Origin of the sequence: Actinospongiicola halichondriae, from assembly GCF_049103745.1 — a bacterium.
Taxonomy (GTDB): Bacteria; Actinomycetota; Acidimicrobiia; order Acidimicrobiales; family Salinilacustritrichaceae; genus Salinilacustrithrix; species Salinilacustrithrix halichondriae.
On record NZ_CP171622.1, the window covers coordinates 2566895 to 2592167 of the forward strand.

General features: G+C 68.4%; 17 protein-coding genes. 9 read left to right on the forward strand and 8 right to left on the reverse strand.

The genetic code is table 11. The annotated features are described in order from the left end of the window. The first annotated feature begins 26 nt into the window (after nucleotides 1-26). Nucleotides 27-4004, forward strand: a complete 3978-nt coding sequence (locus AB8619_RS12675) for an immune inhibitor A domain-containing protein (RefSeq protein WP_436792994.1) — start codon at nucleotides 27-29, stop codon at nucleotides 4002-4004. A 3-nt stretch (nucleotides 4005-4007) separates the two neighbouring features. Here AB8619_RS12675 and AB8619_RS12680 read toward each other — a convergent pair whose 3' ends face one another. Next, nucleotides 4008-5135 carry a class I SAM-dependent methyltransferase gene (locus AB8619_RS12680; protein WP_436792995.1) on the reverse strand — a complete coding sequence of 376 codons (1128 nt, stop codon included), beginning with the start codon at nucleotides 5133-5135 and terminating at the stop codon, nucleotides 4008-4010. Nucleotides 5136-5251: 116 nt separating this feature from the next. Here AB8619_RS12680 and scpA point away from each other — a divergent pair, with 116 nt between their 5' ends. From scpA to AB8619_RS12700, 4 genes are read left to right on the forward strand one after another with little or no spacing between them, the layout of a single operon-like run. Further along, nucleotides 5252-7390: a methylmalonyl-CoA mutase gene (gene scpA, locus AB8619_RS12685; RefSeq protein WP_436792996.1), complete on the forward strand. Its 2139-nt coding sequence runs from the start codon at nucleotides 5252-5254 to the stop codon at nucleotides 7388-7390. A gap of 16 nt (nucleotides 7391-7406) precedes the next feature. Beyond that, the gene (locus AB8619_RS12690; protein WP_436792997.1) at nucleotides 7407-8471 is read left to right on the forward strand and encodes a class I SAM-dependent methyltransferase; all 1065 of its coding nucleotides are present in this window, start codon (nucleotides 7407-7409) and stop codon (nucleotides 8469-8471) included. Then, complete coding sequence (gene meaB, locus AB8619_RS12695) at nucleotides 8468-9421, forward strand: methylmalonyl Co-A mutase-associated GTPase MeaB (RefSeq protein ID WP_436792998.1); 954 nt, start codon at nucleotides 8468-8470, stop codon at nucleotides 9419-9421. Before AB8619_RS12690 ends, meaB begins: the two co-directional genes overlap by 4 nt. Before the next feature lies 1 nt (nucleotide 9422). Next, nucleotides 9423-10898, forward strand: coding sequence for a hypothetical protein (locus tag AB8619_RS12700; protein ID WP_436792999.1), 1476 nt, complete (start codon nucleotides 9423-9425; stop codon nucleotides 10896-10898). 19 nt (nucleotides 10899-10917) lie between these two features. On the opposite strand, the gene AB8619_RS12705 is transcribed toward AB8619_RS12700, so the two are convergent. Together AB8619_RS12705 and AB8619_RS12710 are read right to left on the reverse strand one after the other, a co-directional pair. Next, entirely contained in the window at nucleotides 10918-12186 is a 1269-nt protein-coding gene (locus tag AB8619_RS12705) for a DUF445 domain-containing protein (protein WP_436793000.1), read from the reverse strand. After that, a complete protein-coding gene (locus tag AB8619_RS12710) occupies nucleotides 12183-12953 on the reverse strand; it encodes a hypothetical protein (RefSeq protein ID WP_436793001.1) in 771 nt (256 codons plus the stop codon). The genes AB8619_RS12705 and AB8619_RS12710 overlap by 4 nt, the downstream gene beginning before the upstream one ends. Before the next feature lie 108 nt (nucleotides 12954-13061). Between AB8619_RS12710 and AB8619_RS12715 the strand changes: the two genes are divergently transcribed. Then, nucleotides 13062-13217, forward strand: a complete 156-nt coding sequence (locus AB8619_RS12715; protein ID WP_436793002.1) for a hypothetical protein — start codon at nucleotides 13062-13064, stop codon at nucleotides 13215-13217. 48 nt (nucleotides 13218-13265) lie between these two features. Here AB8619_RS12715 and AB8619_RS12720 read toward each other — a convergent pair whose 3' ends face one another. The 3 genes from AB8619_RS12720 to AB8619_RS12730 form a co-directional block, all read right to left on the reverse strand. Continuing rightward, entirely contained in the window at nucleotides 13266-15488 is a 2223-nt protein-coding gene (locus AB8619_RS12720; protein WP_436793003.1) for an arylsulfatase, read from the reverse strand. A gap of 133 nt (nucleotides 15489-15621) precedes the next feature. Further along, the gene (locus tag AB8619_RS12725; protein ID WP_436793004.1) at nucleotides 15622-17193 is read right to left on the reverse strand and encodes a hypothetical protein; all 1572 of its coding nucleotides are present in this window, start codon (nucleotides 17191-17193) and stop codon (nucleotides 15622-15624) included. A gap of 47 nt (nucleotides 17194-17240) precedes the next feature. After that, nucleotides 17241-19256: a hypothetical protein gene (locus AB8619_RS12730; RefSeq protein WP_436793005.1), complete on the reverse strand. Its 2016-nt coding sequence runs from the start codon at nucleotides 19254-19256 to the stop codon at nucleotides 17241-17243. A 77-nt stretch (nucleotides 19257-19333) separates the two neighbouring features. Here AB8619_RS12730 and AB8619_RS12735 point away from each other — a divergent pair, with 77 nt between their 5' ends. After that, complete coding sequence (locus tag AB8619_RS12735) at nucleotides 19334-20326, forward strand: glycosyltransferase family 2 protein (protein ID WP_436793006.1); 993 nt, start codon at nucleotides 19334-19336, stop codon at nucleotides 20324-20326. 1 nt (nucleotide 20327) lies between these two features. Here the strand turns inward: AB8619_RS12735 and AB8619_RS12740 are convergent, their stop codons facing one another. Together AB8619_RS12740 and AB8619_RS12745 are read right to left on the reverse strand one after the other, a co-directional pair. Further along, entirely contained in the window at nucleotides 20328-21911 is a 1584-nt protein-coding gene (locus AB8619_RS12740) for a glycosyltransferase (RefSeq protein ID WP_436793007.1), read from the reverse strand. Then, complete coding sequence (locus AB8619_RS12745; protein ID WP_436793008.1) at nucleotides 21908-23233, reverse strand: glycosyltransferase; 1326 nt, start codon at nucleotides 23231-23233, stop codon at nucleotides 21908-21910. Before AB8619_RS12745 ends, AB8619_RS12740 begins: the two co-directional genes overlap by 4 nt. A gap of 82 nt (nucleotides 23234-23315) precedes the next feature. On the opposite strand from AB8619_RS12745, the gene AB8619_RS12750 reads away from it, so the two are divergent. Next, entirely contained in the window at nucleotides 23316-24122 is an 807-nt protein-coding gene (locus AB8619_RS12750) for an ABC transporter permease (protein ID WP_436793009.1), read from the forward strand. Nucleotide 24123: 1 nt separating this feature from the next. Further along, a complete protein-coding gene (locus tag AB8619_RS12755) occupies nucleotides 24124-25266 on the forward strand; it encodes an ABC transporter ATP-binding protein (protein ID WP_436793010.1) in 1143 nt (380 codons plus the stop codon). Nucleotides 25267-25273: the final 7 nt, after the last annotated feature.

Here is a 25273-nt window from a genome sequence, read left to right on the forward strand (position 1 = left end):
GGGGGGTTCGTGCAACGATCCTGGACATGATCGCTTCATCGCGTCCGGGTCGGATGCAATTCGCCGCCGTCAGCCTCGCCCTCACCGTGCTCGCCGGTGCCATCGGATGGAGTGCCATCGACTCCGCCGCCGCACCGTCTGCGGCGGCGACGATCGTGCCGACTGCCGCCTCGGCGGCTCCGGCCGACGCTCGCTTCGTCGACTTCGTGGCCCCGATCGACACCGCCCTGGTGGTCCGACAACCAGACGGCACCGAGATCCGAGCACAGATGACGCCGGCCGAGATCGGCGGCGCACTCGAGGTCGACGGCTTCTCGATCGTCAAGAGCAGCGACGGATGGTGGCGCTACGCCGCGAAGCGGGCGCTCGACGGCCTCGTCGCCAGCGACGCACGGGTCGGCCTCGACCCCCGACCCGCAGGCGTGGGCCAGGGCATCGGAAGGACCGCGTCGGTCTACGACGACGGCAACGGTGGCGACGTCCGCACCGAGCTCTACCGCCAGATCCAGACGGCGAGCCGTCGAGCGTCCCTCGAGGCGGCTGCGGCCGGCGGGCCACGGGTGTTCCGCTTCCCCGTCGTCCTCTTCGCCACCTGGTACGACCCCGACCTCGGGCAGACCGCTCCCCAGTTCCAGGAGGGCAACACGGTCGAGCACTACACCGACATCCTCGACGGCTTCGGCGGGAACCCGACCGGCACGCTCACCGAGTTCTACTTCGAGAACAGCTACGGCCAGTTCCTCGTCGAGGTCGACGTCCTCGCACAGCCCGACGGCACCCCGTACGTGTCCAACCGTTCGTCGGTGCCGGGCGACGAAGGGCGCTGCTACTACGGCGGCATCGACCCGCCCGAGGACCCACTCGACGATCTGGACCCGCTCGACTACGTGATCGGTGCCGGCGGCGGCGGCGCGCTCGGCATGGGCATCGAGCTGATGAACACGACGACGCTGCCGCTCGACCACGACTTCTCGAAGTACGACAACGACGGCGATCTCTCGATCGACTTCATGGGCATCATCCACACCGGCGCCGAGATGGCCGTCACCGGCGATCCGTGCAACACCTGGTCGCACGCCATCTCGGTCTCGACCTTCACCGCACTGGCCGGGACCCTGCTCCAGGACTTCGGTCTGCCGGTGCCCGACACCGGCTTCAAGGCCGGCCTCCCCGTCCCCGGCCAGGCCGTCACGTACGACCGTCTCTTCACGATGCCCGAGTTCGAGACCCGTGACGGGACCCTGACCATCGGCGTCGCCGCACACGAGATGGCCCACGCCCTCGGCGAACCGGACTACTACGGCACCGACGGCTCGACCTCCGGGTCGGGCGACTGGGACATCATGTCCGGCGGCTCGTACGGCGGCACGCCCTCGGGATCCAACCCGACCTGGTTCAATCCCGCATCCCGGGTCTTCCAGGGCTGGGTGACCCCCACAATCGTCGATGACGACCGCCCCGACTACACGTTCCAACGACGCTCGTCGATGCCGGCCGGCTACACGGTCGACCAGCCGAACCCCAACCTGGTCCTGGTGCCGACCCGGTGGATCGACGTCGGTGAGACGACCGAGGAAGACGGCCACACCTGGACCGAGAACGACGTCTACGGCCTGCCCCGAGACGGCGACAACGGCTACGTCATCGAGGGCTGGTACCTCGAGTTCGGGTCGCGCATGCCCGTCCGATCCCCCGGCATCCATGCCGACATGACCCGCGAGTCGTACTTCGACCGCTGGCTCTACGGCTCGGGTCTGCTCACGTGGCACTTCGACTACTGGCGCCGCTCCAACGTCCTCTTCGGCCAGAACGGCGCGAACAACGACGCCAACCGCATGCAGATGGACGTCGAGGAGTGGGACTTCAACGACAACACCCAGGAGATCGGCCTCAACCGCAACCGCGCCGAAGCCAGCGACGTCGTCTGGGGTGCAGCGACCGGGATCACCTCGGGAACCCACCGCAACTCGCCGAGCGCCGACCTCGGACCCGTCGGTGACCCCCAGGGAGACCTCGCGATCCCGTCGGGTCCGGTGACCCCCCTGACCCCCTACGACTTCGTGTTCGAGGTCGACGACAACCCGGCCAACCGCACGATGCGGGTCGAGATCAACACCGATCTCATCGGTGACTGCACGCTCCAACTGCTCCGCGGCCCGGAGGGATCGGAGTCGCCCGAGACCGAGGTCGTCGACGCCGGCTTCGCGCTCGCTCCCGAGACGGCCATCGTCACCCGCCCGAAGCCGGGCCGCTGGGTCGCCCGCATCGGCGACTTCGCAGCCTGCGGATCGGCGAGCGGCTCCATCTCGTTCGAGTCGCCGAGCGGCTTCGACGCCACCGGCACCGCCGACACGTGGTCGAACGCGACACAGGAGCCGACCGGTTGGGCGTTCACCGACGTGCGCACCGGCGAGGTCGAGGGACTCTCCCACGGCAGCGATGCCGGCGGTGCCGACACCCTGACGGTCGACATCCTCAACCTCGCCGGGAGCACCGACTTCTCCCCCGGCTTCGTCACCACCGGAGCAGGAGCAGCGCTCGACGGGCGCCTGCCCCTGAACGCCGGGACCGACAACCCCATGGCCGTCCGGATCTTCTCGAACGGTGACGGCGGCGGCGCCGTCCCGGTCTCGGTCCGAGTCGGCTCGCCCGACGGCACCGAGATCGCATCGGGAACCGTCGAACTCGGCGGCTACGACAACGACGAGTTCACCTTCACCTGGGATCCGGGTGCGGAAGGTCCCGTCGACCTCTACACGGTCGTCGACGCAGCCGGCACCGTCTCCGAGTCGGTGGAGGACAACAACGTCCAGAAGGCGACGCTGTGGGCCGGCCCGGCCGACCCCACCGTCCTGATCGTCGACGATGACGGCCCCGGCGACGCCGAGCAGGTCTATGCGGGTGCGCTCGCCGCACTCGGCATCCCGTATGCCATCGCCGACAAGCACGTGACCGCCGGCGAGATGGCGGGCTACGACGCCGTGATCTGGCAGAGCACGCTCGACCGCAACGAGGGTCCGGTCGACGAGGCCGACCGCAAGGCGATCGCCGAGTACCTGGGCGACGGCGGCAACCTCTGGATGTCGTCCAACCGAGCGATCCAGGCGTTGACCGCGGGCCCCGATCCCGACTTCGCCCGCACCTGGTTCGGCGTCGAGTCCATCGACATCGACTCGTTCTACGTTCCGGTGACCATGGAGACGACCGACATCCTCGGGACCGACGGACTCTCGATCGAGGCTCTGCCCGGCCGCCCGTTCGTCGACAAGTACGCGCTCGCCGACAGCCCCCACGGAACAAGCGTCAGCCTCGGCGTCCTCCAGGGCTCCGGAACCGCGGACGACGGCACCGCAGTCCTCGGCGCCCGCCTCGACGGCGACGGATTCAAGTCCGTCGCCAGCGCGTTCAACCTGATGCAGGTGGGCGACCCGGACGACGCGATCGGTTTCGTCGCCGCGGTGATGGATCACTTCGGCGTCACGGACGGCCAGTACACGGTGACCGGGGCGGACCCGATCGTCTACCACGCCCAGCCTCGCCAGTCGGTCTCCGGCGTCGACCTCCCGATCCGGGCGATCGTGCTGGGCGGCACTGCCGGGCAGCCGGTGCAGGTCTTCCAGCGTCACCACGGGTTGGGCGAACTCGTGCCCCTCGACATGGCCCCGGCCGGGACCCGCGGCGGCTACCGCACCGTCATCCCCGGTGCCGACGTCACCCCGGACGGCATCGACTACCACCTCAAGGCCGGAGCGGCGTCGACCTACGTGCCCAGAGCGGCCGAGAACGGCGCGCTGGCGAACGCCGTCGCCGTGTTCCTGCCCGAGGTCGATGCGGCCCCGGCGACACCCGGCGATCCGGCTGCGCCGCCGGCCGAAGCCCCGACGCCTCCGACGCCCACACTCCCGGCGACCGGTTCGAACGGTGCGGTCCTGCTCCTCCTGATGACGGTCCTCACCGGCATCGCGGTCAGCATCCGATTCGTCCGTGGGGCGCGCGGGGCCTGACGGCTAGGGCACGACCTCCAACCACAACGAACCTCCACCGGATCCGCGTCGCAGGACGTCGGCAGCAGGGCCATCGATGCCTGCGAGCTCATGCCGGTGGAACCAGTCGGCCATGCCCAGGATCCTGAACCGATCGTTGAATCGCAGGAACGCCTCGACCAACTGCAGTTCGGTCCAGACGCGCCCCTCCTCCTGCCATGCCCGCGGGTACTCGAACGGCCACAGCATGTCGTGCACGTGGACGATCACCCCCGGGGCCAGCGACGGGACGACGTGACGGAAGAGGTGCACGACGTCGCTCCCCGACTTCACGACGTGCGTGGAGTCGATGAACAAGACGTCGCCGGCCTCGAGCCGCTCGAACTCGGCGAGGTCGACATCCTGCACGGGCGTCTGCAGCAACCGGAGCGAATCGGTGTCCTCCGGCCGCAGGCGCTCGCCGAGGACCTCGGGGAACGGCTCGATGGCCGTGAAGTCGACCTCGCCGGGCAGGTACCGGTCGATGGTGTCGAGGATCAAGGCCGTGGAGAACCCGGACCCGATCTCGATCATCCGTCGAGGGCGGAGTTGCCGTAGGACCGCGTGGAGGAATGCGCCGTCCACCAGGTCGAAATGGCCGTTGGGCGCGAAGTAGCGCCAGCCCTCGGTCTCCGATGTCGGGAAGGGCCAGTCGGCGATCGCGGGTGCGAGCGTCTCGAACCATTCGCGTTGCCCCTCTGGACGCAGATCGAGCCCCGGACCCCCGTCCGAGGGCACGCCGAGCGCGTCGAGGTCGACCTGATCGAGGTCAGGGATCGGAGAGTAGAAGTGCCCTGGCGGTCGCCAACGGATGGCGGCGACTGCGGACTCCGGCAGCGTCGCGAAGTGCACCATCTGTTCCAGCCCGAGTGATTCCAGACGGGTCTTCAGGAACTCCAGCTCGTGGTTCGCCGCCAGCAGATCCGGGAGCTCGCCCGACTCCAGGAGGCTCAGCCGGTGATTGGCCGCGAGGAGATCCGGGAACCCGGGGTCGTGGATCGCTTCGAGGATGCCCAGCTCGGCCAGGCGGCCCCGCAGCCGATCGAGTTCGCGACGCGATCGGCCGATCCTCGAGTAGATCGCCTTCACTGGTCGCGCCCAGTCTTTCCCCATCGTGTCCTCCGTTCGGCACCACCTGTCCGCCGAGGCAACCTACGCGTCGGACTCCGGACGGAGGTCGACCGGACCGTCGTTGGTTCGCGGTCACCGACGAGCCGTAGCCTGCCCGCATGGTCGATCACTCTGCCGGATTCCCGCTCGCCGACGTCTCTGCGTGGGCCGATGCGGCCACCAAGGAGCTCCGCGGCAAGCCGCTCGAGGACCTGACCCGCACCACGCCGGAGGGCATCGAGGTCAAGCCGATCTACACCGAGGACGACCTCGAGGGGCTCACGCACCTCGGCGGGCTCCCCGGCCAGGCCCCCTACCTCCGTGGCCCCTACGCCACGATGTACACCAACCGGGCATGGACGCTGCGCCAGTACGCCGGCTTCTCGACCGCCGAGGAGTCCAACGCGTTCTACCGCAAGAACCTCGCCGCCGGTCAGCGTGGCTTGTCGGTGGCGTTCGACCTCGCCACCCACCGTGGCTATGACTCCGACCATCCCCGCGTCGTCGGCGACGTCGGCAAGGCCGGTGTCGCGATCGACTCGGTCGAGGACGCCAAGATCCTCTTCGACGGCATCCCGCTCGACCAGATGTCGGTCTCGATGACCATGAACGGCGCCGTGCTGCCCACGCTCGCCAACTACATCGTCGCCGCCGAGGAGCAGGGGGTCAGCCAGGACCAACTCGCCGGGACCATCCAGAACGACATCCTCAAGGAGTTCATGGTCCGGAACACCTACATCTACCCGCCGGCGCCCTCCATGCGGATCGTGGCCGACATCATCGGGTACACGGCGACGAACATGCCCAAGTTCAACTCGATCTCGATCTCCGGCTATCACATGCAGGAAGCCGGAGCGACGCTCGAGCAGGAGCTGGCGTTCACCATCGCCGACGGCATGGAGTACGTGCGGGCCGCCCAGGCCGCGGGCCTCGACATCGACGCCTTCGCTCCGCGGCTGAGCTTCTTCTTCTGCATCGGTCAGAACTTCTTCGGTGAGGTCGCCAAGCTCCGCGCCGCCCGTCTCCTGTGGGCCAAGGTCATGAAGGACCTCGGCGCAAAGACCGACAAGTCGATGATGCTGCGGACGCACTGCCAGACCTCCGGGGTGTCGCTCACCGAGCAGGATCCGTACAACAACGTGATCCGGACTGCCTACGAAGCCATGTCGGCCGTGCTCGGCGGCACCCAGTCGCTGCACACCAACGCCTTCGACGAGGCCCTCGGGCTCCCCACCGAATTCAGCGCCCGCATCGCACGCAACACGCAGCTGATCCTCGGCGACGAGACCGACGTGACCCAGGTGATCGACCCGCTGGCCGGCTCGTACTACGTCGAATCGCTGACGGCTGCCCTGGCCGACAAGGCGTGGGAACTCATCGAGGAGGTCGAGTCGATGGGCGGCATGACCAAGGCGATCGAGGCCGGCATGCCCAAGCTGCGCATCGAGGAGTCGGCAGCGAAGCGGCAGGCCCGTGTCGACCGTGGCGAAGACGTCATCGTCGGCGTCAACAAGTACGTGCCGGAGAACGTCGAGATGGTCGACGTGCTCGACATCGACAACACCGCCGTGCGTGAGTCGCAGGTCAAGCGGCTCGAGGAGGTCCGAGCCTCGCGCGACCAGGCGGCCTGCGACGCTGCCCTGCTGGCGCTGAAGGACGGCGCCGCCGGAGACGCCAACCTGCTCGAACTCTGCGTGAACGCCGCTCGAGCGCGAGCGACCGTCGGCGAGATGAGCGACGCCATGGAGGCCGTGTTCGGTCGCCACAAGGCCGAGGTCCGTAGCATCCACGGCGTGTACGGCGCGGCCTACGAGAACGACGAGGCCTACGCGGCGTTCCTCGCCCGGGTCGACGCGTTCGCCGAGGCCAACGGCCGCCGTCCCCGCATGCTCGTCGCCAAGATGGGCCAGGACGGTCACGACCGTGGGGGCAAGGTCATCGCCACGGCGTTCGCCGACTTCGGCTTCGACGTCGACGTCGGCCCGCTGTTCCAGACGCCGGAAGAGGTCGCCCGAGACGCCGTGGAGCACGACGTCCACGTGGTCGGCGTGTCGTCGCAGGCCGCGGGCCACAAGACGCTGGTCCCCACGCTCATCGACGAGCTCCGGGCTGCAGGCGCCGACGATGTCATCGTCGTGTGCGGTGGTGTCATCCCGCCCCAGGACTACGACTTCTTGACCGAGGCAGGCGTGGCCGCCATCTTCGGTCCGGGGACCAACATCCTCGACGCGGCCGGCAAGGTCCTCGACCTGCTGTGAGCCGGCGCCACCGTCGATGACGCCACCATTCAGCGACCACGACGTGGTCCCGTGGACGCCGCACGCCGTCCCCACCGTCGGGGCGTACTGCACCATCTGCCGGTGGACCGGTCCCGGATACGGATCCGGCCCCCATCCGGAAGGCAACCACTGTCCCGGGTGCGGGTCGATCGCCCGCGAGCGCTTCCTCCATCGCGCCTGGGTCGAGAACTGGGCCCCGATGGAGTGGGCCGAGGTCATCGAGACCAGCCCCCGCCTCGGCACCCGCTACCGCGACCTGATGGTCCGACGCCTCCGATACCGGGGCTCGGACTACGACCGCCGCGCCCACCAGGCGGACGTTCGCATCGACCTGCAGGCCATCGACCTCCCGGACAACTCGCTCGACGTCCTGTTGACCTCCCATGTCCTGGAGCACGTGCCCGACACCTGCACCGCCCTGTCCGAGATCCATCGGGTCCTCGCACCCGGTGGGGTCGCAGTCATCCAGGTCCCGCTCGTGGAGCCCCGCACGATCCCGCCGTCGACCCCCGAGTTCCACGGTGACGACACCCCGGTCTTCTGGCGGTTCGGTTGGGACCTGGGCGACCTGCTCGCCAGCGTCGGCTTCGAGGTCGACGTCAACGTGACCGAGTCGTGGGCGCACACGCTCGAGACCGGCACGTGGTCCGGTCCGACCACGCCCGAGGTCGACCTCGGCCCGATCATCGAGGCCGGACGCGACGTGAGCGTCAAGACGATCGTCCCCCGTGAGCACGAGTCGACGATGGGATTCGAAGCGGGGTACGGGCTGGTCACCTGGACCGCGAAGGTCCCCGGCATCGCCACACCTCGCTGTGCGCCCTCGCTCGCGGAACTGCAGACGCTGCGCCGCCGACGCCGTCGTCGTGACCTCATCACCAGGCTCAACGGTCATCCCCTCGACGTCTCGGTCGACATCGCCGACAGCGTCGAGCCCAGCATGACGTGGGGAGCGGCGTTCGTCCCGGTGTACGAGAAGTTCAAGCAGTCGCTCGGCCCGGTCCGACCAGTCCTGCGGAAGGTGCGCCGTGTCGTGCGCGCCCCGTTCTCGGGCCGATGAGCGTGCAGGTCGAGGCGCTCCTCGAGGGTGACCGCCGGGCGCTCGGCAAGGCGATCACGCTCGTCGAGTCGTCGCGTGAGGATCACCGTCGCGAGGCTGTCGAACTGATCCATGCCGTGCTGCCGCACACCGGCAAGGCGATCCGACTCGGCATCTCGGGTGCGCCCGGGGTCGGGAAGTCGACGTTCATCGACGCCTTCGGCAACCACGTGATCGATGACGGCCACCGTCTCGCGGTCCTGGCCGTCGACCCGTCGTCGAGCCGGTCGGGTGGTTCGATCCTCGGCGACAAGACGCGGATGGAAGACCTCGCACGGCGGTCCGAGGCGTTCATCCGACCGTCACCCGCCGGACGGACGCTGGGTGGTGTCGCTCGAAGGACCCGTGAAGCGATGCTGCTGTGCGAGGCCGCGGGGTTCGACGTCGTGATCGTCGAGACCGTCGGCGTCGGCCAGTCCGAGACCGCCGTCGCCGACATGGTCGACCTCTTCTGCCTCCTGGCCTCCCCCGGTGGCGGTGACGACCTCCAGGGCATCAAGCGCGGGGTCATGGAACTCGCCGAACTCGTCGTGGTCACCAAGGCCGACGGCGACCTGCTCCCCGCAGCCAACCGGGCGGCGGGCGATCTCCGCCACGCACTCCATCTGATGCGACCGCTGCACGAGGCGTGGACGGCCCGCGTCCTCTCCACCTCGTCGTACGACGGCACGGGCCTGACCGAGGTCTGGGATGCCGTGCAGGAGCACCGCACGACGCTGCAGGAGGCGGGGGCGCTCGCCCCGATGCGGGCAGAGCAGCTGCGCCGATGGTTGTGGTCCGAGCTGCGCGAGGGCCTCGTCGAGCGCTTCGTGGCCGATGCCGGCGAGCGCCTGGCGGCAGCCGAGCGCGACGTAATCGCCGGACGGGTGCTGCCGGCCGTGGCCGCCGACGACCTGCTCGACACCCCGTGACGTGATCGACCCGGACACGAGTCGAGTCGTCCGACGAGCCGCGCTGCTCCTCGTGGGGCTCCTGGCAGCCACCGCAGGCATGTACGCCACGATCGTCCCGGTGACGTCGTTGCTCACGCCGGACGAACTGTCGAACATCGCCTACGGCTACTCACTCGTCGACGGCGACCTCCCGACCATCTACGACGACCAGCAGGGTGGGCCGTACACCTACCAGTCGAATCGATCCATCTACACGGCGAACCACCCTCCGCTCTTCTACACATTGGAGGGCCCGCTCGTCTCCGGACTGAACCTCGTCACCGAAGCCGACTCGGCGATCCGACTCGCGAGGTGGCTCAGCGTCGGGTTCGCCGCGCTCACGGCCCTGGCGACCGTCGGGCTGATCAGCGAGTTCGTGCCGAACCGACCGCAGGTGTGGATCCTCGGCGCCTTCATGGTGGCGCTCGTCCCCGAACTGGCGTACCAGACCGCAAATCTCTACAACGACTCACTCGCGCTGTTCCTCTCGACGAGCGCGCTGTGGGCTGGGGCCAGGATCCACCGCCGCGGCCTCACCGCTCGACCGATGATCTACCTCGCGATCTGCGCGACCGGTGCCGCCCTCACGCGCGCCAGCGCGCTGCCCATCGCGCTCCTGGCCGTGGGAACGGCGCTGTTGGGCATCCTCCACTCGACGAGAGGGCCGGAGCGACTTCGCTCCTCGGCGCGGCTCCTGCTCGTCACCGGGCTGCCGATGGCGACGATCGCCGGCCCGTTCTACCTGCGGAACCAGCGTCTCTACGGCGATGCCACAGCCAGCGACGCGCTCTTCGAGATGCTGGGTCGGAAGGCCGTGCCGACCGACTGGCTCTTCCAGTTCGACAACTGGCGTCTCGTGCTGGCAGCGACGCTCACCACCATTCGCGGTGACAGCTACATGACCAGCACCAGCACCCAACTGGCACGCAACGCCGTGATCCCCCTCTGCATCGTCGTCCTCTGTGCTGCGGCCTACGTGCTCTTCCGACTGTTCTTCGCCCGCGTCGCTCGAACCGAGCGCCGACGACGCGTGGAACTGGCGCTGCTGGCCGTCGCGTGCGTGCTCATCACGATCGCAGGATTCGGGCGTCACGTGCTCGGTGGAGGTCTCCCCCATGCCCGCTATCTGTTCCCGACGTATTGGGTCATCGGCCTGACCGTCGCGATCGCGCTGCGGGCGCTCGGCAATCGGGTGACCGGCGCAGTCTGCGCTCTCCTGGCCACGGCGTCATTCCTCCACCTTCTGATCCGACTCGACCGGATCGTGACGAGGTCCTGGCGTGAGGAGACGGACGTGACCGTCATCGACCGGTGGCAGACGGCGTACGACCATCTCGGACTCGGATCGCTGGTCATCGTGCTGGCCTGCGGCTCGGCAGTGGTCGCCTGCTCCGTTCTGCTGCTTCGTGACATCGTGACCCTGGGTCGGCCCACCACGGAGTCCGCAGCAGTCTGACGACCGGGCTGCCGAGGCGTCAGCCCAGCACGTCGGCGACACCGTGGATGGCCAGACCGGCGAGTCCGCCCACGATCGTCCCGTTGATGCGGATGAACTGCAGGTCCCTCCCGAGGAGGAGTTCCAGACGGCCGGCGGTCTCCTCGCCGTCCCACTGCCCGATCGTCGACGAGATCAAGTTGGTGATCTCGCCGCCGAAGGTCTCGATGACGGCTCCCACGGCAGACTCGACGACCTCGTCGGCCCGACGCATCAACGCCTCGTCCTCCCGGAACCTCGTGGCGGCGGACACCACCAGATCGGTCAAGCGACCGCGGAGGACCGAGCCGTCATCTGCGGCCTGCTCGCGCAGCGTCTCCTTGAGGTCGGCCCACAGCGACTCGATGAACGTCCGCAACGCCGGATGGTCGAGCAGCTCGTCGCGGAGCACCTCCGCTCGTGCTCGCCACACATCGTCGTGCTCGAGGCGGTCGATGATGCGCGCGACCACGACGTCGATCCGTTCGCGGAGCTCGTCGGAGCCGCCGATGGTGTCGCCCTGGATGATCGCCCGCACGCCGACCAGCAAGCGGTTGAAGATCCGATCGTCGATCACGTCGGGGACCCACCACGGCGACTCGTGCGTGAACCGTTCTCGGAGGAGGGCCTCGTTCTCCTCAAGGAAACGGTCGAGCCCACGGAGGACCGAGTCGACCAGCTCGCGATGACGACCCTCCTCGGTCACGATCTCGAGCAGGCGGCCGGCCAACGGCGCAACGTCGAGTCGCTCGATGCGGGCACGTACCTCGTGCTCGGCCATGTGCAGCAGGTCGTCGTCCTTGACGACGTCGGCCAGACGGACCGCGAGCTCAGCTCCGTAGCCTGCGACCTTCTGCGCGTGCTCCGGATCGATCACCCAGGCTGACGCCCGGTCCGACACACCGATCGCCCTGACCCGCTCGCCGACGGTCTCGGCGTTGAGGAAGTTCTGCTGCACGAACTCGCCGAGCGTCTCGCCGAACGCGTCCTTGCGCTGCACGATGACCGCGGTGTGCGGGATCGGGATCCCCAGCGGATGCCGGAAGATGGCGACGACGGCGAACCAGTCGGCCAGACCACCGACCATCGCCGCTTCGAGACCGGCGCGTAGGTACGCAGCGCTCCCCTCGTCGTCGGTGGTCAGCACCGCGACGACGAACGCGATCGCGACGAGCGCCAACAGTGCGGTCGCCCGACGCTTGGCCGCAGTGATCTCTCGGCCGCGCACCTGCTCGAGGTCGGAGAACGGAACCGTGGTCGACGTGCTCAAGCGTCCGCCTCCGGGTCGTCGATCGCGCGGACGAGATCGTCATACCGACCAGTGGCCACGACAGGACGGGTCTGGGTGAACGGCCCCCCGTCGCCCGAGGTCACCCGGAGCGCGGCCGATCCGTCGTCGTCCTCTCGCACGAACCACAGCCGTCCGCCGCGGAGCCAGTGCGCAGTACGTCGACGACCGACGCCGCTGTGGGTCACCGAGATCGAGCAGAACGCTCGGATGTCCCGCTCGTCGAGATGATCCGCCAGCTGTCGATACCGGAAGATCGAACTCCCTCCTCGGGTCCCGAGATGGTCGGGACGAGCACCCGGGACCCAGGCCGCCCACGCGTCGGGTCGGGTCACGTCCGCGCCGGGGGCGACCGGTGCCGACGGTCCGAGGTACGCATCGACCAGTTCGCCGTCGACGACGAGCACCGAGTGGTAGTCGACGAGTGGCACCTGCGCGCCGGCCCGAAGGTGTTCCACCGCCATCCGCACGTCGTGTCCCTGCGCCGCGAGCACCGCTCCGAGCCCGGTGCAGTACGGCCAACACGACCACGACGCGAGCGAGCCGTCGAGCCGGTCGACCAGGGCCTGCTCCGGGACGGCGCCGGGTGGCGTCTCGGCCCGGTCGATCGCGTCCCACTTGGCGGTGCTGCCTGCCGGAAGCCACCCGCGGAATGCGTCCACGACCTGCTCGACGTCGGCGTTCCGTTCGACCCCGATCGCTCGGAGCACGTCGGCGACCAGCGAGTCGTCGATCGCGAGATGCGTCATGGCCCGAAGCCCAGCAGATCGCAGGGCGATCCGGCGATTCCACGCAATCTGCCGAACGGAGCGACAGATCTGGTCTGACCGTCGGAACCCCTGGGTACGTACGGGACCATGATCATCACCGGAATCATCCTCGCCATCGTCGGCGTCCTGATCGGGATCCCGATCCTGACCACCATCGGCGTGATCCTCGTCATCGTCGGCGCAGTGCTGGCCGTCGTCGGATCCACCGGTCGTGCGGTCGGCGGTCGGGCCCACTGGTACTGACACCGATTCGACGGCGACTCGTCCCCCAACCGTCCGAGACCGTCCGGGTCACTCCCGGGCGGTCTCGGCGCGCCCGACGGCCTCGTGATCGAGTTCCTGGTCGTCGACGAGGTCGACGGTCACCCGGCGGAGACTGCCGGTGAATGCGAACGGGGCCGCATAGTCCGAGACGGGTGAGACCCGGTCACGGCCGATGTCGAGTCCGCTCCACGAGATGGTGACCACGAAAATGCGGTCGGTCTCGAAGGTCCCACACGCGTCCCCGTCGATCCACAACGTGCCGATCCCCTTGGCCGCACCGCCGTAGGCGGCCTCACGATCGAGCGAGAAGCCGAGGGTCGACGGCCCTTCCGGCACCGGACGGTCCGACGTCACCACCTGGTGGTGCCCGCCGACCGAGAGGTCGTGAACCAGGCGACCGTCCTTCACGTAGAGCGAGTAGCCGGAGGTCTCGTCGCCGTGGGCGAGGAGGACCCCTTCGCCGGCCTCCAGGACCTCGGCCGTGATCCGGTACGAGCGGCTCCGCAGGTCCGGGGCAGCGTCGCTGGGCACGTGTCCCATGCCGGCCCAGAACTCGTAGTGGGTCCGGCCGCCACGGTGACGCTCGGCGTTCTCGGCGAACCGCTCGGCGAACCGGTCGTCGAGCGGGAGCACCTTGTTGGCCCGCGCCTGCTCCCACCAGAGCTCCTGGAGTGCGGCGAGCCGCTCGGGTTCGTCGGCCGCCAGGTCGTGGACCTCGGAGAAGTCCGCGTCGAGGTGGTAGAGCTCCCACCGGTCGTCCTCGAACGCCTTGTACGGCGGGTGATACGCCACGGCCTTCCACCCGTCGTGCCACACGCCGCGGTGACCGAACATCTCGAAGTACTGGGTCGACTTGGGCGGCGGGGCATCCGGCGACGCGAAGGTCGCACGGAACGAGGCGCCGTCGAGCGGTTGTTGCTCGACGCCGGCGATCGACGCCGGCAGGTCGAGACCGAACACGTCGAGCAAGGTGGGGACCACGTCGTTGGCATGGCAGAACTGGTCGCGCACCTCTCCCCTGGCGGCGATGCCCGCCGGCCACGAGACCACGAGCGGGTCGCGGATCCCGCCACCGTGAGTGTTCTGCTTGTAGCGCTTGAGCGGCGTGTTGGCGGCCATCGACCAGCCCCACGGGAAGTTCGAGTGCGTGCCCGGCCCCCCGATGTCGTCGAGGCGAGCGAGCTTGTCGTCCATCGACTCGGGCTGGGCGTTGAACGGGCCCATGGCGTTCACGAATCCCGCCGGACCACCTTCCTGGCTCGCTCCGTTGTCGGAGAGCACGAGGACCAACGTGTCGTCGGCCATGCCCGAGTCCTCGAGAAATGCCATGAGGCGAGCGATCTGACGGTCGGCATGGTCGAGCATCGCTGCGTAGGCCGCCTGCAGGCGGGTGAAGACACGCTGCTCGTCGGCGCGGTGTTCGTCCCAGGCCTTGACGTTGTCGTTGCGAGGGGGAAGTCGCGTCCCGGCCGGGACCACGCCCATCTCGATCTGGCGATCGAGTCGCTCCTGCCGGGTGACGTCCCACCCCTTGGCGAAGATCGGCTCGTAGTGATCGATGATCTCCCGGGGCGCCTGGTGGGGAGCGTGGCAGGCGCCGAACGCGACCCAGGTGAGCCACGGGGCATCAGGTGCGCCGGCACGGTGGTCCTTGAGGAACTCGATGGCCTTGTCGACGACGTCGATCGAGAGGTGATAGCCGTCCTCGAAGGTTCCCGGAGGATCGACGTGATGGTTGTCGTAGACCAACTCGGGCGCGTACTGGTCGGTCTCGGCGTCGAGGAAGCCGTAGAAGCGGTCGAACCCACGCTGGAGCGGCCACCCGTCGTAGGGGCCGGTGGGGCCGGTCTCGGTGAGCGGCGTGACGTGCCATTTCCCCGTCAAGTACGAGCGATAGCCGTAGGGCTTCACCAGCTCGGCGACGGTACCGGCGGATCGGGCGATCTTGCCCCGGTACCCGGGATAGCCGCTGTCGAAGTTGGCGAGGCATCCGACACCGACGTTGTGGTGGTTCCGGCCAGTGAGCAGCGCCGCGCGGGTGGTCGAACACATCGCGGTGGTGTGGAATCCCGAGTAGCGGAGTCCACGGGCGGCGATGGCGTCGATGGCCGGCGTGGCGATCTCGCTGCCGTAGCAACCGAAGTCCGAGAAGCCGACGTCGTCGAAGAGCACCACGAGCACGTTGGGGGTGTCGCCCGGTGTCGGCAACGTCGTCGACGGCCACTCCGGCCGAGGTTCAGCAGCGGCCATGGCCCACGTTCCTCCGATGTCCAGCGGCTCCGGAGAGGTCACGCTGTCGTGTTTCGAGTGCCGTCGGAACCTACCTCACCCCACCCGACGCACCGGAGCGACCGTCGAGGCGTGAGGCGCTGCCGTGACAGCGTCAGGCGTCGGGGAACCGGTACCGGAAGATCGTGGACTGGGTCCCGAACGCCGATCCACGGAGGTGGAACTCGCCTGCCCGGTAGATGGCCGGTTCGTCCGCGAGGTCGCGGTCCCACTGCCCACCGAGCGGTCGGTCGCCGGCGCTCACGCCATAGCGAACCGTGGCCATGGTGCGGCCGGACGTCGACGCCGTCGATCGGTAGTGCCAGGTCCCCTTCCGGTAGATCGCCGGCTCATCCGCACCGTCGCCATCCCAGTCTCCTGCGACGGGGATGTCGCCGGCGGAGACGCCATAACGGACCTGCGCAACCGTGCGCCCGCTCGGCCCGGCATCCGACCGGAAATGCCACGTCCCACGCCGGAAGATCGCGGGCTCGTCGTCCCCATCGCCATCCCAGTCACCCACGACCGGGATGTCGCCGGGCGAGACGCCATAACGGACCTGCGCAACCGTGCGCCCACTCGGCCCGGCATCCGACCGGAAATGCCACGTCCCACGCCGGAAGATCGCGGGCTCGTCGTCCCCATCGCCATCCCAGTCACCCACGACCGGGATGTCGCCGGCCGAGACGCCGTAGGAGAACGTCGGGAGCGTGCTCGCCACCGATCCGGCATCCGACCGCAGGTACCAGGTGCCATCGTCCCAGACGCCCGGTTCATCATCACCGTCGCCGTCCCAGTCGCCGCTCACCGGGTCGCCGATCACGCGAGGAACGGAGCCACGAACGGCGACCGGGTGCACCGTGGTCCCACAATCGCTGACGTTGACGTTGTCGAAGCGGCGGGTGATCCCGCTCGCGGTGACGAAGATCGAGTACGTGCCCGGTGCAAGGGCGTCGATGTCGTAGCCGCCGGACGGATGCGAGCCGGAGACGTTGAAGCTGAGGATGGAACCGCCGTTGCCGTCGTCGGACCCGGTGGCGAACACGCTCACACGGCTCGCGGTGACGCGACGACCGTTGTCGTACACGGACCCGGAGATCTCTCCGGTCGAACCGGTGATCCCGTTGCCCGTGGCACCGCACCGCAGGGGTTGGACGATGTCGACCGCAACGCTGCCGACCGGCACCGGTCGGCGGATCGTGTGCCCGTACCGACTCGTGTCCGAGTTCGGCTGTCCGCCCACCTTCTTCGTGTACGTCTCGATCCACACCGTGTGCGCATTCGTCGGCAGGCCGTCGATCCGCCACGACTTCTCGAGGTCCCAGCTGCGGGTTCCGTCGTGGTACGGCGTGCTCGTGCTCCCGGATGCGGGAAGGATCAGGCAACACGAGCTCTTCTCGTTGACGAGGTCGAGCGCGGCATACCCGCCGCCCATGGGGCAGCCGTCCATGCCGATCTTCTGGCCGCTCGAGGTGAAGATCTCGATGGACACCTGTGCCGAGATGAACCGTCCGTCCTCGCCCTCGACCGTCCCGCCCACGGCGGCGCCCGACGACGACGCGCATGCTGCGCCCGCAGGGGGCGGCGACACAACGTGTGCGATCGTCAGCACCGACAGCACGAGCGCAGCGACCAGGCCGGCCGGGAGCAGGCGTCGGCGGACAACGGGCGTGTATCCCTGATTCATACGTACTCCTTCGGCGCTGCAGGGCGAACCCTTGAGGCGGTTCGTCGTCAGCGCCGGTACTCCCAGACGCTCACGTGCACCCCGAGTTGCTGTGGTTCGGTCGGCAACACGGTGAGCGCCTCGCCCCACAGGGGAAGCGATGTCTTCAGCTCACGTGCCAGCGTCAAGTTCGATCCGCTCAAGGTCGGTGGGGGTGTCGCGCCGTGGGACACGATGAACACGGGATGCTCGGGAAAGCGGCTGGCGTACTCGGCGACGATCGCGTCCGTCGGGTCTTCCGGGAGCAACACCGACAACTCGTCCCAGGTCAGCCACAGGACGGACCCGAAGTTCCGACTCGGGTCGTAGATACCCTGCGTCGGACGCTCCCACAGGAACAGGCCCTGCTCGTCGCCGCTCACGTCGGCGATGTCCCTGCTGAAGTCGTACGAGTTCGCGAACTCGCGATGTGACCGCAACGGCAGCGAGAGGTCGAGGTGCGCAACGAGGAGGAGCGCCACGACGGGGATCGACAGCGACGCGACGAGTCGATTCCGCCTGCTCGCGATCCACCCGACGGCGACGGCGCCGGTGATGACGATGAACGGGATGCTCGTCGGTACGTAACGGCGCACCCACCACATCATCCGAGGCGAGATCTGGGCTTCCCACAGATACACCGCCAGGAGCGCGACACCGGGCAGGGCGAAGACCCACCGGGTGATCCGCCACTTGCCGGTGGTCAGGATCGCAAGGCCGAGAACCGAGAGCGGCAGGGCGCGGATGGTCGTGTAGAACGCGAGACGCTGCAGGTTGCGCTCGTCGTACGACCGGGTCGGTTCCGGGCCGAGGAGATGGGTGTAGGCCAGACCCAACAGGTCTTCGCGGTACCAGAAGCCGACCATCACCAGGGTCGTCACTGCGGTGAAGACGAGACCGATCGTGGTCGTGATCCGCGTCTCGGGCCACGACAGGGCCTGGATCCGCGACCAGATCGCATCCCACCACCGCAACCGCGCCGCGCGCAGGACCACACCGCCGAGGACGCACGCGGTCATCAGACCGAGCACCACCGGCATGCTGGGCATGTCGTTACCGAGGGAGTATCCGACCCGGAGGTCGTAGGCGTTCAACAGCCCGTAGGGCAACAACAGCCCCGCTCCGGCCGCGAACGCCCAGAACCGTCCGTCGACACGATCGGCGGCGATGACGAGAGCCCCCAGACCGGCGACGAGGAGGATTCCGAGGATGCCGTCGGGCCGGTTGAGGAAGCCGACCGAGACCAGCAACCCGCCGACGAGCGCGACGCCACGCGAGCGCGTACGTATCGACAGGATCACCGCCAACAGGACGCCGTGGAAGAAGAGTTGGGCGAGGACCTCGCTGCTCGGGGACTTGGCCTGCCACACCTGGCTCATCGACACGCTCAGGACCACGCCGGCGACGGTCCCGGCCACCAGCCCGCCCAGACGACGGGCGACGAGTGCGACCACGAGCACGCTCAGGACGCCGATCAGTGGGTTGACGTGGAAGACCGCGGACTGACCGATGGCCGCCGACGCGACGGCCAGCAGCGCTGGGTAGTAGTGGAAGAACTGCGACTGTCCACCGGTGCCGTCCTCGGTGACGCGGATCCCCGGGAATCGCTGACCGGGGCTGAACAGGGCACCCGGCACGTCCCCCGCTTGCTCGATGATCTCGTCGTCGATGATCACCGACCCTTCGCGGGCGATGCCGTGGGCATGCACGACGTAGGCGCCGGGGTCCTTGTCGGCGTAGTTGTACGGGAACCCCGGGAAGAACATGAACACGGCGACCAGGAAGACGATCCCGACCATGACCAGTTCGAGCGGGTCGAACCGCACCGGGAGCCCGAGGCGGCGGATGGCGAGCGCGAGCGCCGCCAGCGTGACCCCGGAACTCAGGGCGACCGACGCGATCGAGAACACGCCGAGCTGGGCGGTCGCCAGCGCGGCGACACCCACCACGGCGAGGGCGAGGGTCGCTCCGAGTATCCCGACCTCGGCCGTCGTGACCTCTTCGGGTCCATCGTGGTCCGACGTCAGCAGGCGCGGGCGGATCACGCCGGGCATCGTAGTGTCGGCCTGCTCGCACCCCGATGTTCCTACGCGGAGCGGGCCCATCGGTACGCTGACCGATCGTGTCGAAGCTGATCATCCAGATCCCCTGCTTGAACGAAGAGGAGCAGCTGCCCGCCACGATCGGCGACCTGCCCCGCGAAGTCGCCGGGTTCGACGTCGTCGAGTGGCTGGTGATCGATGACGGATCCACCGACGGGACCATCGAAGTCGCCCGATCACTCGGTGTCGACCACGTCGTCAAGCTGACGAACAACAAGGGGTTGGCCGCCGCCTTCCAGGCCGGGCTCGACGCCAGCCTGAAGCTGGGTGCCGACGTCGTCGTCAACACCGACGCCGACAACCAGTACTCCGCGTCCGACATCCCCGCCCTGGTCGAGCCCATCGTCAACGGTCGCGCCGACATGGTCGTGGGCGATCGCAACGTGATGTCGATCGAGCACTTCTCGTTCGCGAAGAAGCGCCTCCAGCGGGTCGGGTCGTGGGTCTTGCGTCGAGCGTCGGACACCACCATCCCCGACGCCACCTCGGGATTCCGGGCCTACAACCGCGAGGCCGCCCTCCAACTCGTCGTGGTGTCGAAGTTCACCTACACGCTCGAGTCGCTGATCCAGGCCGGCAAGGGCCTCGTCGCGGTCGACCACGTCACCATCGGGACCAACGACAAGACGCGGGAGTCCCGCCTCTTCCCCTCGATGGGCGCGTACATCCGTCGCAACATGGTCGCGATCGTGCGCATCTACGCCGCGTACGAACCGCTGCAGGTGTTCACCGTGCTGGCCACACTCCTGTTCGCTGGTGGGATCGCGGCGTTCTGCCCGTTCCTCTGGGACTGGGTCGCGAACGGAGACCGGTCCGGGCATCTCCAGTCGCTCCTGCTCGGCGGGGTCATGCTGCTCGCAGCAGTCCAGGTCTTCGCGCTGGGGGTCATCGCCGACCTCATCTACTCACACCGCGTCGTCACCCAACGCACGCTCGAACGCGTCCGCCGCATCGAACTCGAGGTGGGCGTCCCGCCGTCGCACTACCTGAGCAGCGACGACGAGACCTCCTGAATCAGCCCTCGTTCGCGTCGAGGATCTCGCCGACGATCGCTTCGAGCCGGTCGGCGAACGCGGCGAAGCCGAACGTCTGAGCGCGCGCCACGGCGCCAGCGGACGTCGTGGCCAACAACTCCGGTGACTCGGTCAGCCTCCTGGTGGTCGCGACCAGCTCGTCGAGCGTGCGCCACCGGAAGCCGGCCCCATCGGTCACGATCTCGTTCTGACCACCGCCGGCGAAGACCACGGGTACCGATCCGCTCGACATCGCCTCGACGGTCGAGATCCCGAAGTGCTCCATCAGCTCGGGCGACCGCTCCGGATCCTCACCGAAGCCGGTGGCATGCCAGAAGATCGATGCCTCGGAGAGCACCCGATCGCGCACGGAACCTTCTGCGTTGGCGTGGAACCGGATGGGCAGACCCTCGGCCGCCCGCCGGACCTCGTCGAAGTACCCCCGGGCGTTCTGGTCGACGCCGCCGACCAGGTCGAGCGTCCAGTCCTCGATTCCCGAACCGCGGAGTCGGCGGAACGCCGTCACGAGCTCGAGCTGCTTCTTCGAGTGACCCGCGTCCTTGCCGAAGAACCGTCCCACCGCGGCGATCGACCGCTTCTTGTCGCCGTCCGCAGGTCGTAGCTGCACCGGTGGATACAGCACCGGCGAGTCCTCGATGCCCCACCACGACTCGACGTAGCCGCGAGTGAACTCGGAGTTCGATGCCACACGGTCGTAGCTGCGCAGGAAGACCGACGTGGCGTCCTGGTTGGTCAACCGGTGGTTGAGCGAAGGCACGAGGCGAGACGCGACCGAGTGGAGACGTGAGTCGACCTCGATGCCATGGAAGCGGACGCCGAGGGTCCGGTGGTCGGGGCCGAGCCCGAGCTCGTCGGGGACGAAGACGTTGCAGCGGATCGTCACCACGGTCGACGACTGCGGCGGCACGGTCAACTGCACTGCTTCCGGGATGCGATTCCGGATCCGTCCGGTGAGCGTCGATGACCCGCCGCCGATCGTCGTCCGAGCCTGGACCTCGCCGTCGACGACCACCTCGACGTCTGCCGGACCCGCCGCTGCGGGGCGAGACCGTCCGAGCAGCACGTTGACCCGTCGGGGCTCGTCTGCGCCGGAGATCACGGTGATCGACGCCTCACCCGACGTCCACACCGTGCCGCCACCGCCGTCTGGCTCGTGGAAGCCCTCACCCCACTCGAATCGCAGATCGGTCGAGCCCACGACCGACCGGTAGAGGTTCGCGGTGCGGCCCGGGGTGCGACCCCATGGTCGCGACGGGAAGTGGACGACGTAGAGCCCGTGCGCAGCCCGGTTGACGACCGGGGAGAGGTACGAGCCGTTGACGAAGAGGTCGTGCTCGGCAGACGCCGCGGAGACCGCCGCCGGTCCGCGCTCGACGATCGAGAGCGTGCAGCGCGTCAGATCGAGCGACAGCCGCTCCGACAACGCCTCGATGTCGAACGCCTGATGCGCCAGGACGGTGACCTGATGGCCGGCCTCGGCCAGCGCCTGGGCGATGCCGCCGCAGAACATCTCGCCACCGCCGCCGGTCTCCCAGTACTCGTTGTAGACCGCGATCGAGGTCACGGCTGCCGCACCTGCCATGCCAGCAGCGCTGCGTCGTCGACGACCTGCGCCCGCCGCAGGCCACGACGTTGGCGGGCTGCGTACGGGAGCAGCCCGACGGCCGCGACGAAGGCACGAATGCGGCGCAGCACCGTGGTCGGGTCGGGGCGCGATCCACGCATCATCGGCCGGAACACCTGCTCGCGGGCGATGCCCAGCGTCGACAACACGAACCGGAGATACGCCCGCAACGCGAACGCCAGCGGGGCGTTCTTCGCCAACATCAGCAGTCGGTTCCGCTCGACGAAGTGGACGAACATCGACGAACCCTCGACGGTCGACGCAGCGTGGACGTGGCGGATCCGCGAGTCCGGCACGTAGCGGTAGCGCCACCCCTGGGCCCGGCCCCGCCAACTGAGGTCGGTGTCCTCGTAGTAGAGGAAGAACCGCTCGTCGAAGAGGCCGACCTCGCGCAGATAGGTCGAGCGGAGCAGGACCGCACCGCCACACCAGGCGAACACCTCGCACGACTCGTCGAACACGTCGCTGTCGCGTGTGCCCAGGCCCCGGTCGGCGCCCCAACCACCCTCGACGAGCAACGAACCGGCGTTGTTGACCAGGTCGTACGGCTCGCTGTCGACGGCGACGTCGAACCACCTGGCGTCGGGACCGACGTGGACGACCTCGTTGCCGAGACGGACGTCCTTGGCGGGCTCGACGACGAGCTGCAACGACACGTGCTCGGGGGTCGGAGCGTCCGGGTCGAACGGGACCGCCACCACGGCGTCGCCCGACAACCAGTGGTGACGACCCTGGTCGGTGGACTCGGCGCCCCACCCGTTGCGGGTGATGTGCAGCTGACGGAGTCGATCGACGCCGTCGACGCGCACCCCGGTCACACGGACACCGAGATCGCGATCGTCGCCACGCACCTGATGCGTCGGGGCGTCGACGGCGACATCGACGAAGCGGGGTTCGAGGAGCATCCGCGGAGACACTGCGCCCAGCCCGTCGTCCTCCTCCATCGCCTCGACCAACGGCCGCAGCCAACCGGGGTCGACGGTCGTGTCGGGGTTGATCAGCGCCACGTACGCGTGGTCGTCGATGGAGCGCATCGCCAGGTTGTTGGCCGGGAACCCGTCGTTGTGGGCGTTGAACATGACCGTGATGTCGTCGTAGGTCCGGTTCAGGTACTCGGCCGACCCGTCGGCCGACGCGTTGTCGACCACGACGATGTCGAGACGGTCTGCGGGCCAGTCGGTCTTGCGGAGGCTCTCGACGCAACGAACGACCAGATCGCCGCCGTTGTAGTTCAGCACCACGGCGCGGACGGACGGCAGCACGCTGCGGTTCTACCACGACACGGCCCCGACCCGGCACCTCGTGTCTGGCTCCTCGGCGGAGCGCGCAAGTACCGTCGTCCCGATGAAGCGTCTCGCAGGTCGGCCGCGCGCGGCCATCCCAACCGAGCTTCTCGTGAATCTCACGCTGCGAGAGCTGCGAGGCCGCTACAAGCGCTCGGTGCTGGGCTGGGGTTGGTCGATCATCAACCCGGTCTTCAATCTCATCATCTACACCGTCGTCTTCTCGCTGTTCCTACGCGTCGAGCCTCCGGTCGGCGACCCCTCCGGGCTCCACAACTACTCGCTCTTCTTGATGAGCGGTCTGCTGCCGTGGCTGTTCCTCACCAACAGCATGGGCGGCGGTTCCGGCGTCCTCGTCGCCAACGAGGGGCTCATCACCAAGGTGTACTTCGCCCGCTGGACGCTTCCGGCGTCGGTGGTCCTCGCGAGCCTCTCCAGCCTCACGGTCGAGCTGGCCGTCCTGTCCGTGGCCCTGCTGATCGCCGGGAGCATGGTCCTCCCCTGGCTCCCGGTCGTGATGGCCATCATGGCCCTGCAGGCGGCGTTCATCCTCGGGCTGACCCTGACCGCCTCGATCTGCAACGCCTACCTGCGCGACGTCAACCACTTCGTCGCGATCTTCCTGAACGCCTGGTTCTACGCCACCCCGATCCTCTACCCGCTCGACGCGATCCCGGACTGGGCGCAGCAACTCCAACGACTCAACCCCATGTTCCACTTCATCGACGCGTACCGGAGCACGATGTACGACCTCCGCTTCCCCGAACTACGGGACTGGGCAGCGATGCTTCTGATCGCCGTGGCGTCGATGGTCATCGGCCGGTTCACGTTCCGTCGGCTCGAGCCCCGCCTCGCCGAGGAGCTCTGACATGGCCGCCGCCGTCATCGTCGACGACATCTCGAAACGGTTCCGCCTCGTCCACGAGCGCAACAGCTCGATCAAGGCGATCGTGATGAGCGGGATGAAGCGCGTCGTCTACGACGAGCTGTGGGCCCTCAAGGACGTCTCGTTCGAGGTGGACCAGGGCGAGACGTTCGCCCTCGTGGGCCACAACGGTTCCGGGAAGTCCACCGCGCTCAAGTGTCTGGCGGGGATCTACCGCCCCGATGCCGGCGACATCACGCTCAACGGTTCGATGTCGGCGCTCCTCGAGCTGGGCGCCGGTTTCCACCCGGAGCTCTCGGGCCGCGAGAACGTCTACCTCAACGCCGCGATCCTCGGGCTCCCGAAGAAGGAGATCGATCTCCGCTTCGACGACATCGTGGCCTTCGCCGGTCTCGAACGGTTCATCGACCATCCGGTCAAGAACTACTCGTCCGGCATGTTCGTACGCCTCGGATTCTCGGTCGCCATCAACGTCGAACCGGAGATCCTCCTGGTCGACGAGGTGCTGGCGGTCGGCGACGAGGAGTTCCAGCGGCGTTGTCTCTCCAAGATCCGACAGTTCCGCAACGAAGGCCGGACCGTCGTCGTCGTCACCCACTCGCTCGCCACGGTGCAGACCCTGTGCGATCGGGCCCTCTGGCTCGACCACGGGATCCCGCAGGCGATCGGACCGGCCGACGAGGTGGGCCGCCTCTACCTCGAGTCGGTCACCGGCGTGCAGACCCGGGACCACGACGTGTTGCTGGACATCGACTGCTCGCTCGAACGGACGCCCGGGAGCCACGACGCCGAGATGGTGGCGCGGGTGTCCATGCAGGCCGTCCCCGCCGACGGCTCGATCGTCATCGAACTGGTCGCCCCCAACCTCGGCGTGACCGTCGCCGGTGCTCGGCACCGCATCGGCGGACACGACGCATTCGACGTCGAGTGTCGGGCCGACGGACTCCCCATCGCCGCCGGCCAGTACACCTGCCGGGTGTCGGTCTTCGACGGGAACGGCGACGAACTCGACCGCGACGAGCGCCCCGTCTATCTCCTCGAGAGCGACGCGATCCCCGACACGCTCGGCCCGGTCCGCGTGCCCTTCACCTTCTCGGCTCCAAGCCCGACCACGTCCGGTCGGTAGCCTGCAC

Excerpts from the sequence above, each read along its gene's own strand:
- AB8619_RS12675 (WP_436792994.1), top strand. The coding sequence starts at position 27 with ATGATCGCTTCATCGCGTCCGGGTCGGATGCAATTCGCCGCCGTCAGC.
- AB8619_RS12680 (WP_436792995.1), bottom strand. The coding sequence starts at position 5,135 with ATGGGGAAAGACTGGGCGCGACCAGTGAAGGCGATCTACTCGAGGATC.
- scpA (WP_436792996.1), top strand. The coding sequence starts at position 5,252 with ATGGTCGATCACTCTGCCGGATTCCCGCTCGCCGACGTCTCTGCGTGG.
- AB8619_RS12690 (WP_436792997.1), top strand. The coding sequence starts at position 7,407 with ATGACGCCACCATTCAGCGACCACGACGTGGTCCCGTGGACGCCGCAC.
- meaB (WP_436792998.1), top strand. The coding sequence starts at position 8,468 with ATGAGCGTGCAGGTCGAGGCGCTCCTCGAGGGTGACCGCCGGGCGCTC.
- AB8619_RS12710 (WP_436793001.1), bottom strand. The coding sequence starts at position 12,953 with ATGACGCATCTCGCGATCGACGACTCGCTGGTCGCCGACGTGCTCCGA.
- AB8619_RS12715 (WP_436793002.1), top strand. The coding sequence starts at position 13,062 with ATGATCATCACCGGAATCATCCTCGCCATCGTCGGCGTCCTGATCGGG.
- AB8619_RS12720 (WP_436793003.1), bottom strand. The coding sequence starts at position 15,488 with ATGGCCGCTGCTGAACCTCGGCCGGAGTGGCCGTCGACGACGTTGCCG.
- AB8619_RS12725 (WP_436793004.1), bottom strand. The coding sequence starts at position 17,193 with ATGAATCAGGGATACACGCCCGTTGTCCGCCGACGCCTGCTCCCGGCC.
- AB8619_RS12750 (WP_436793009.1), top strand. The coding sequence starts at position 23,316 with ATGAAGCGTCTCGCAGGTCGGCCGCGCGCGGCCATCCCAACCGAGCTT.
- AB8619_RS12755 (WP_436793010.1), top strand. The coding sequence starts at position 24,124 with ATGGCCGCCGCCGTCATCGTCGACGACATCTCGAAACGGTTCCGCCTC.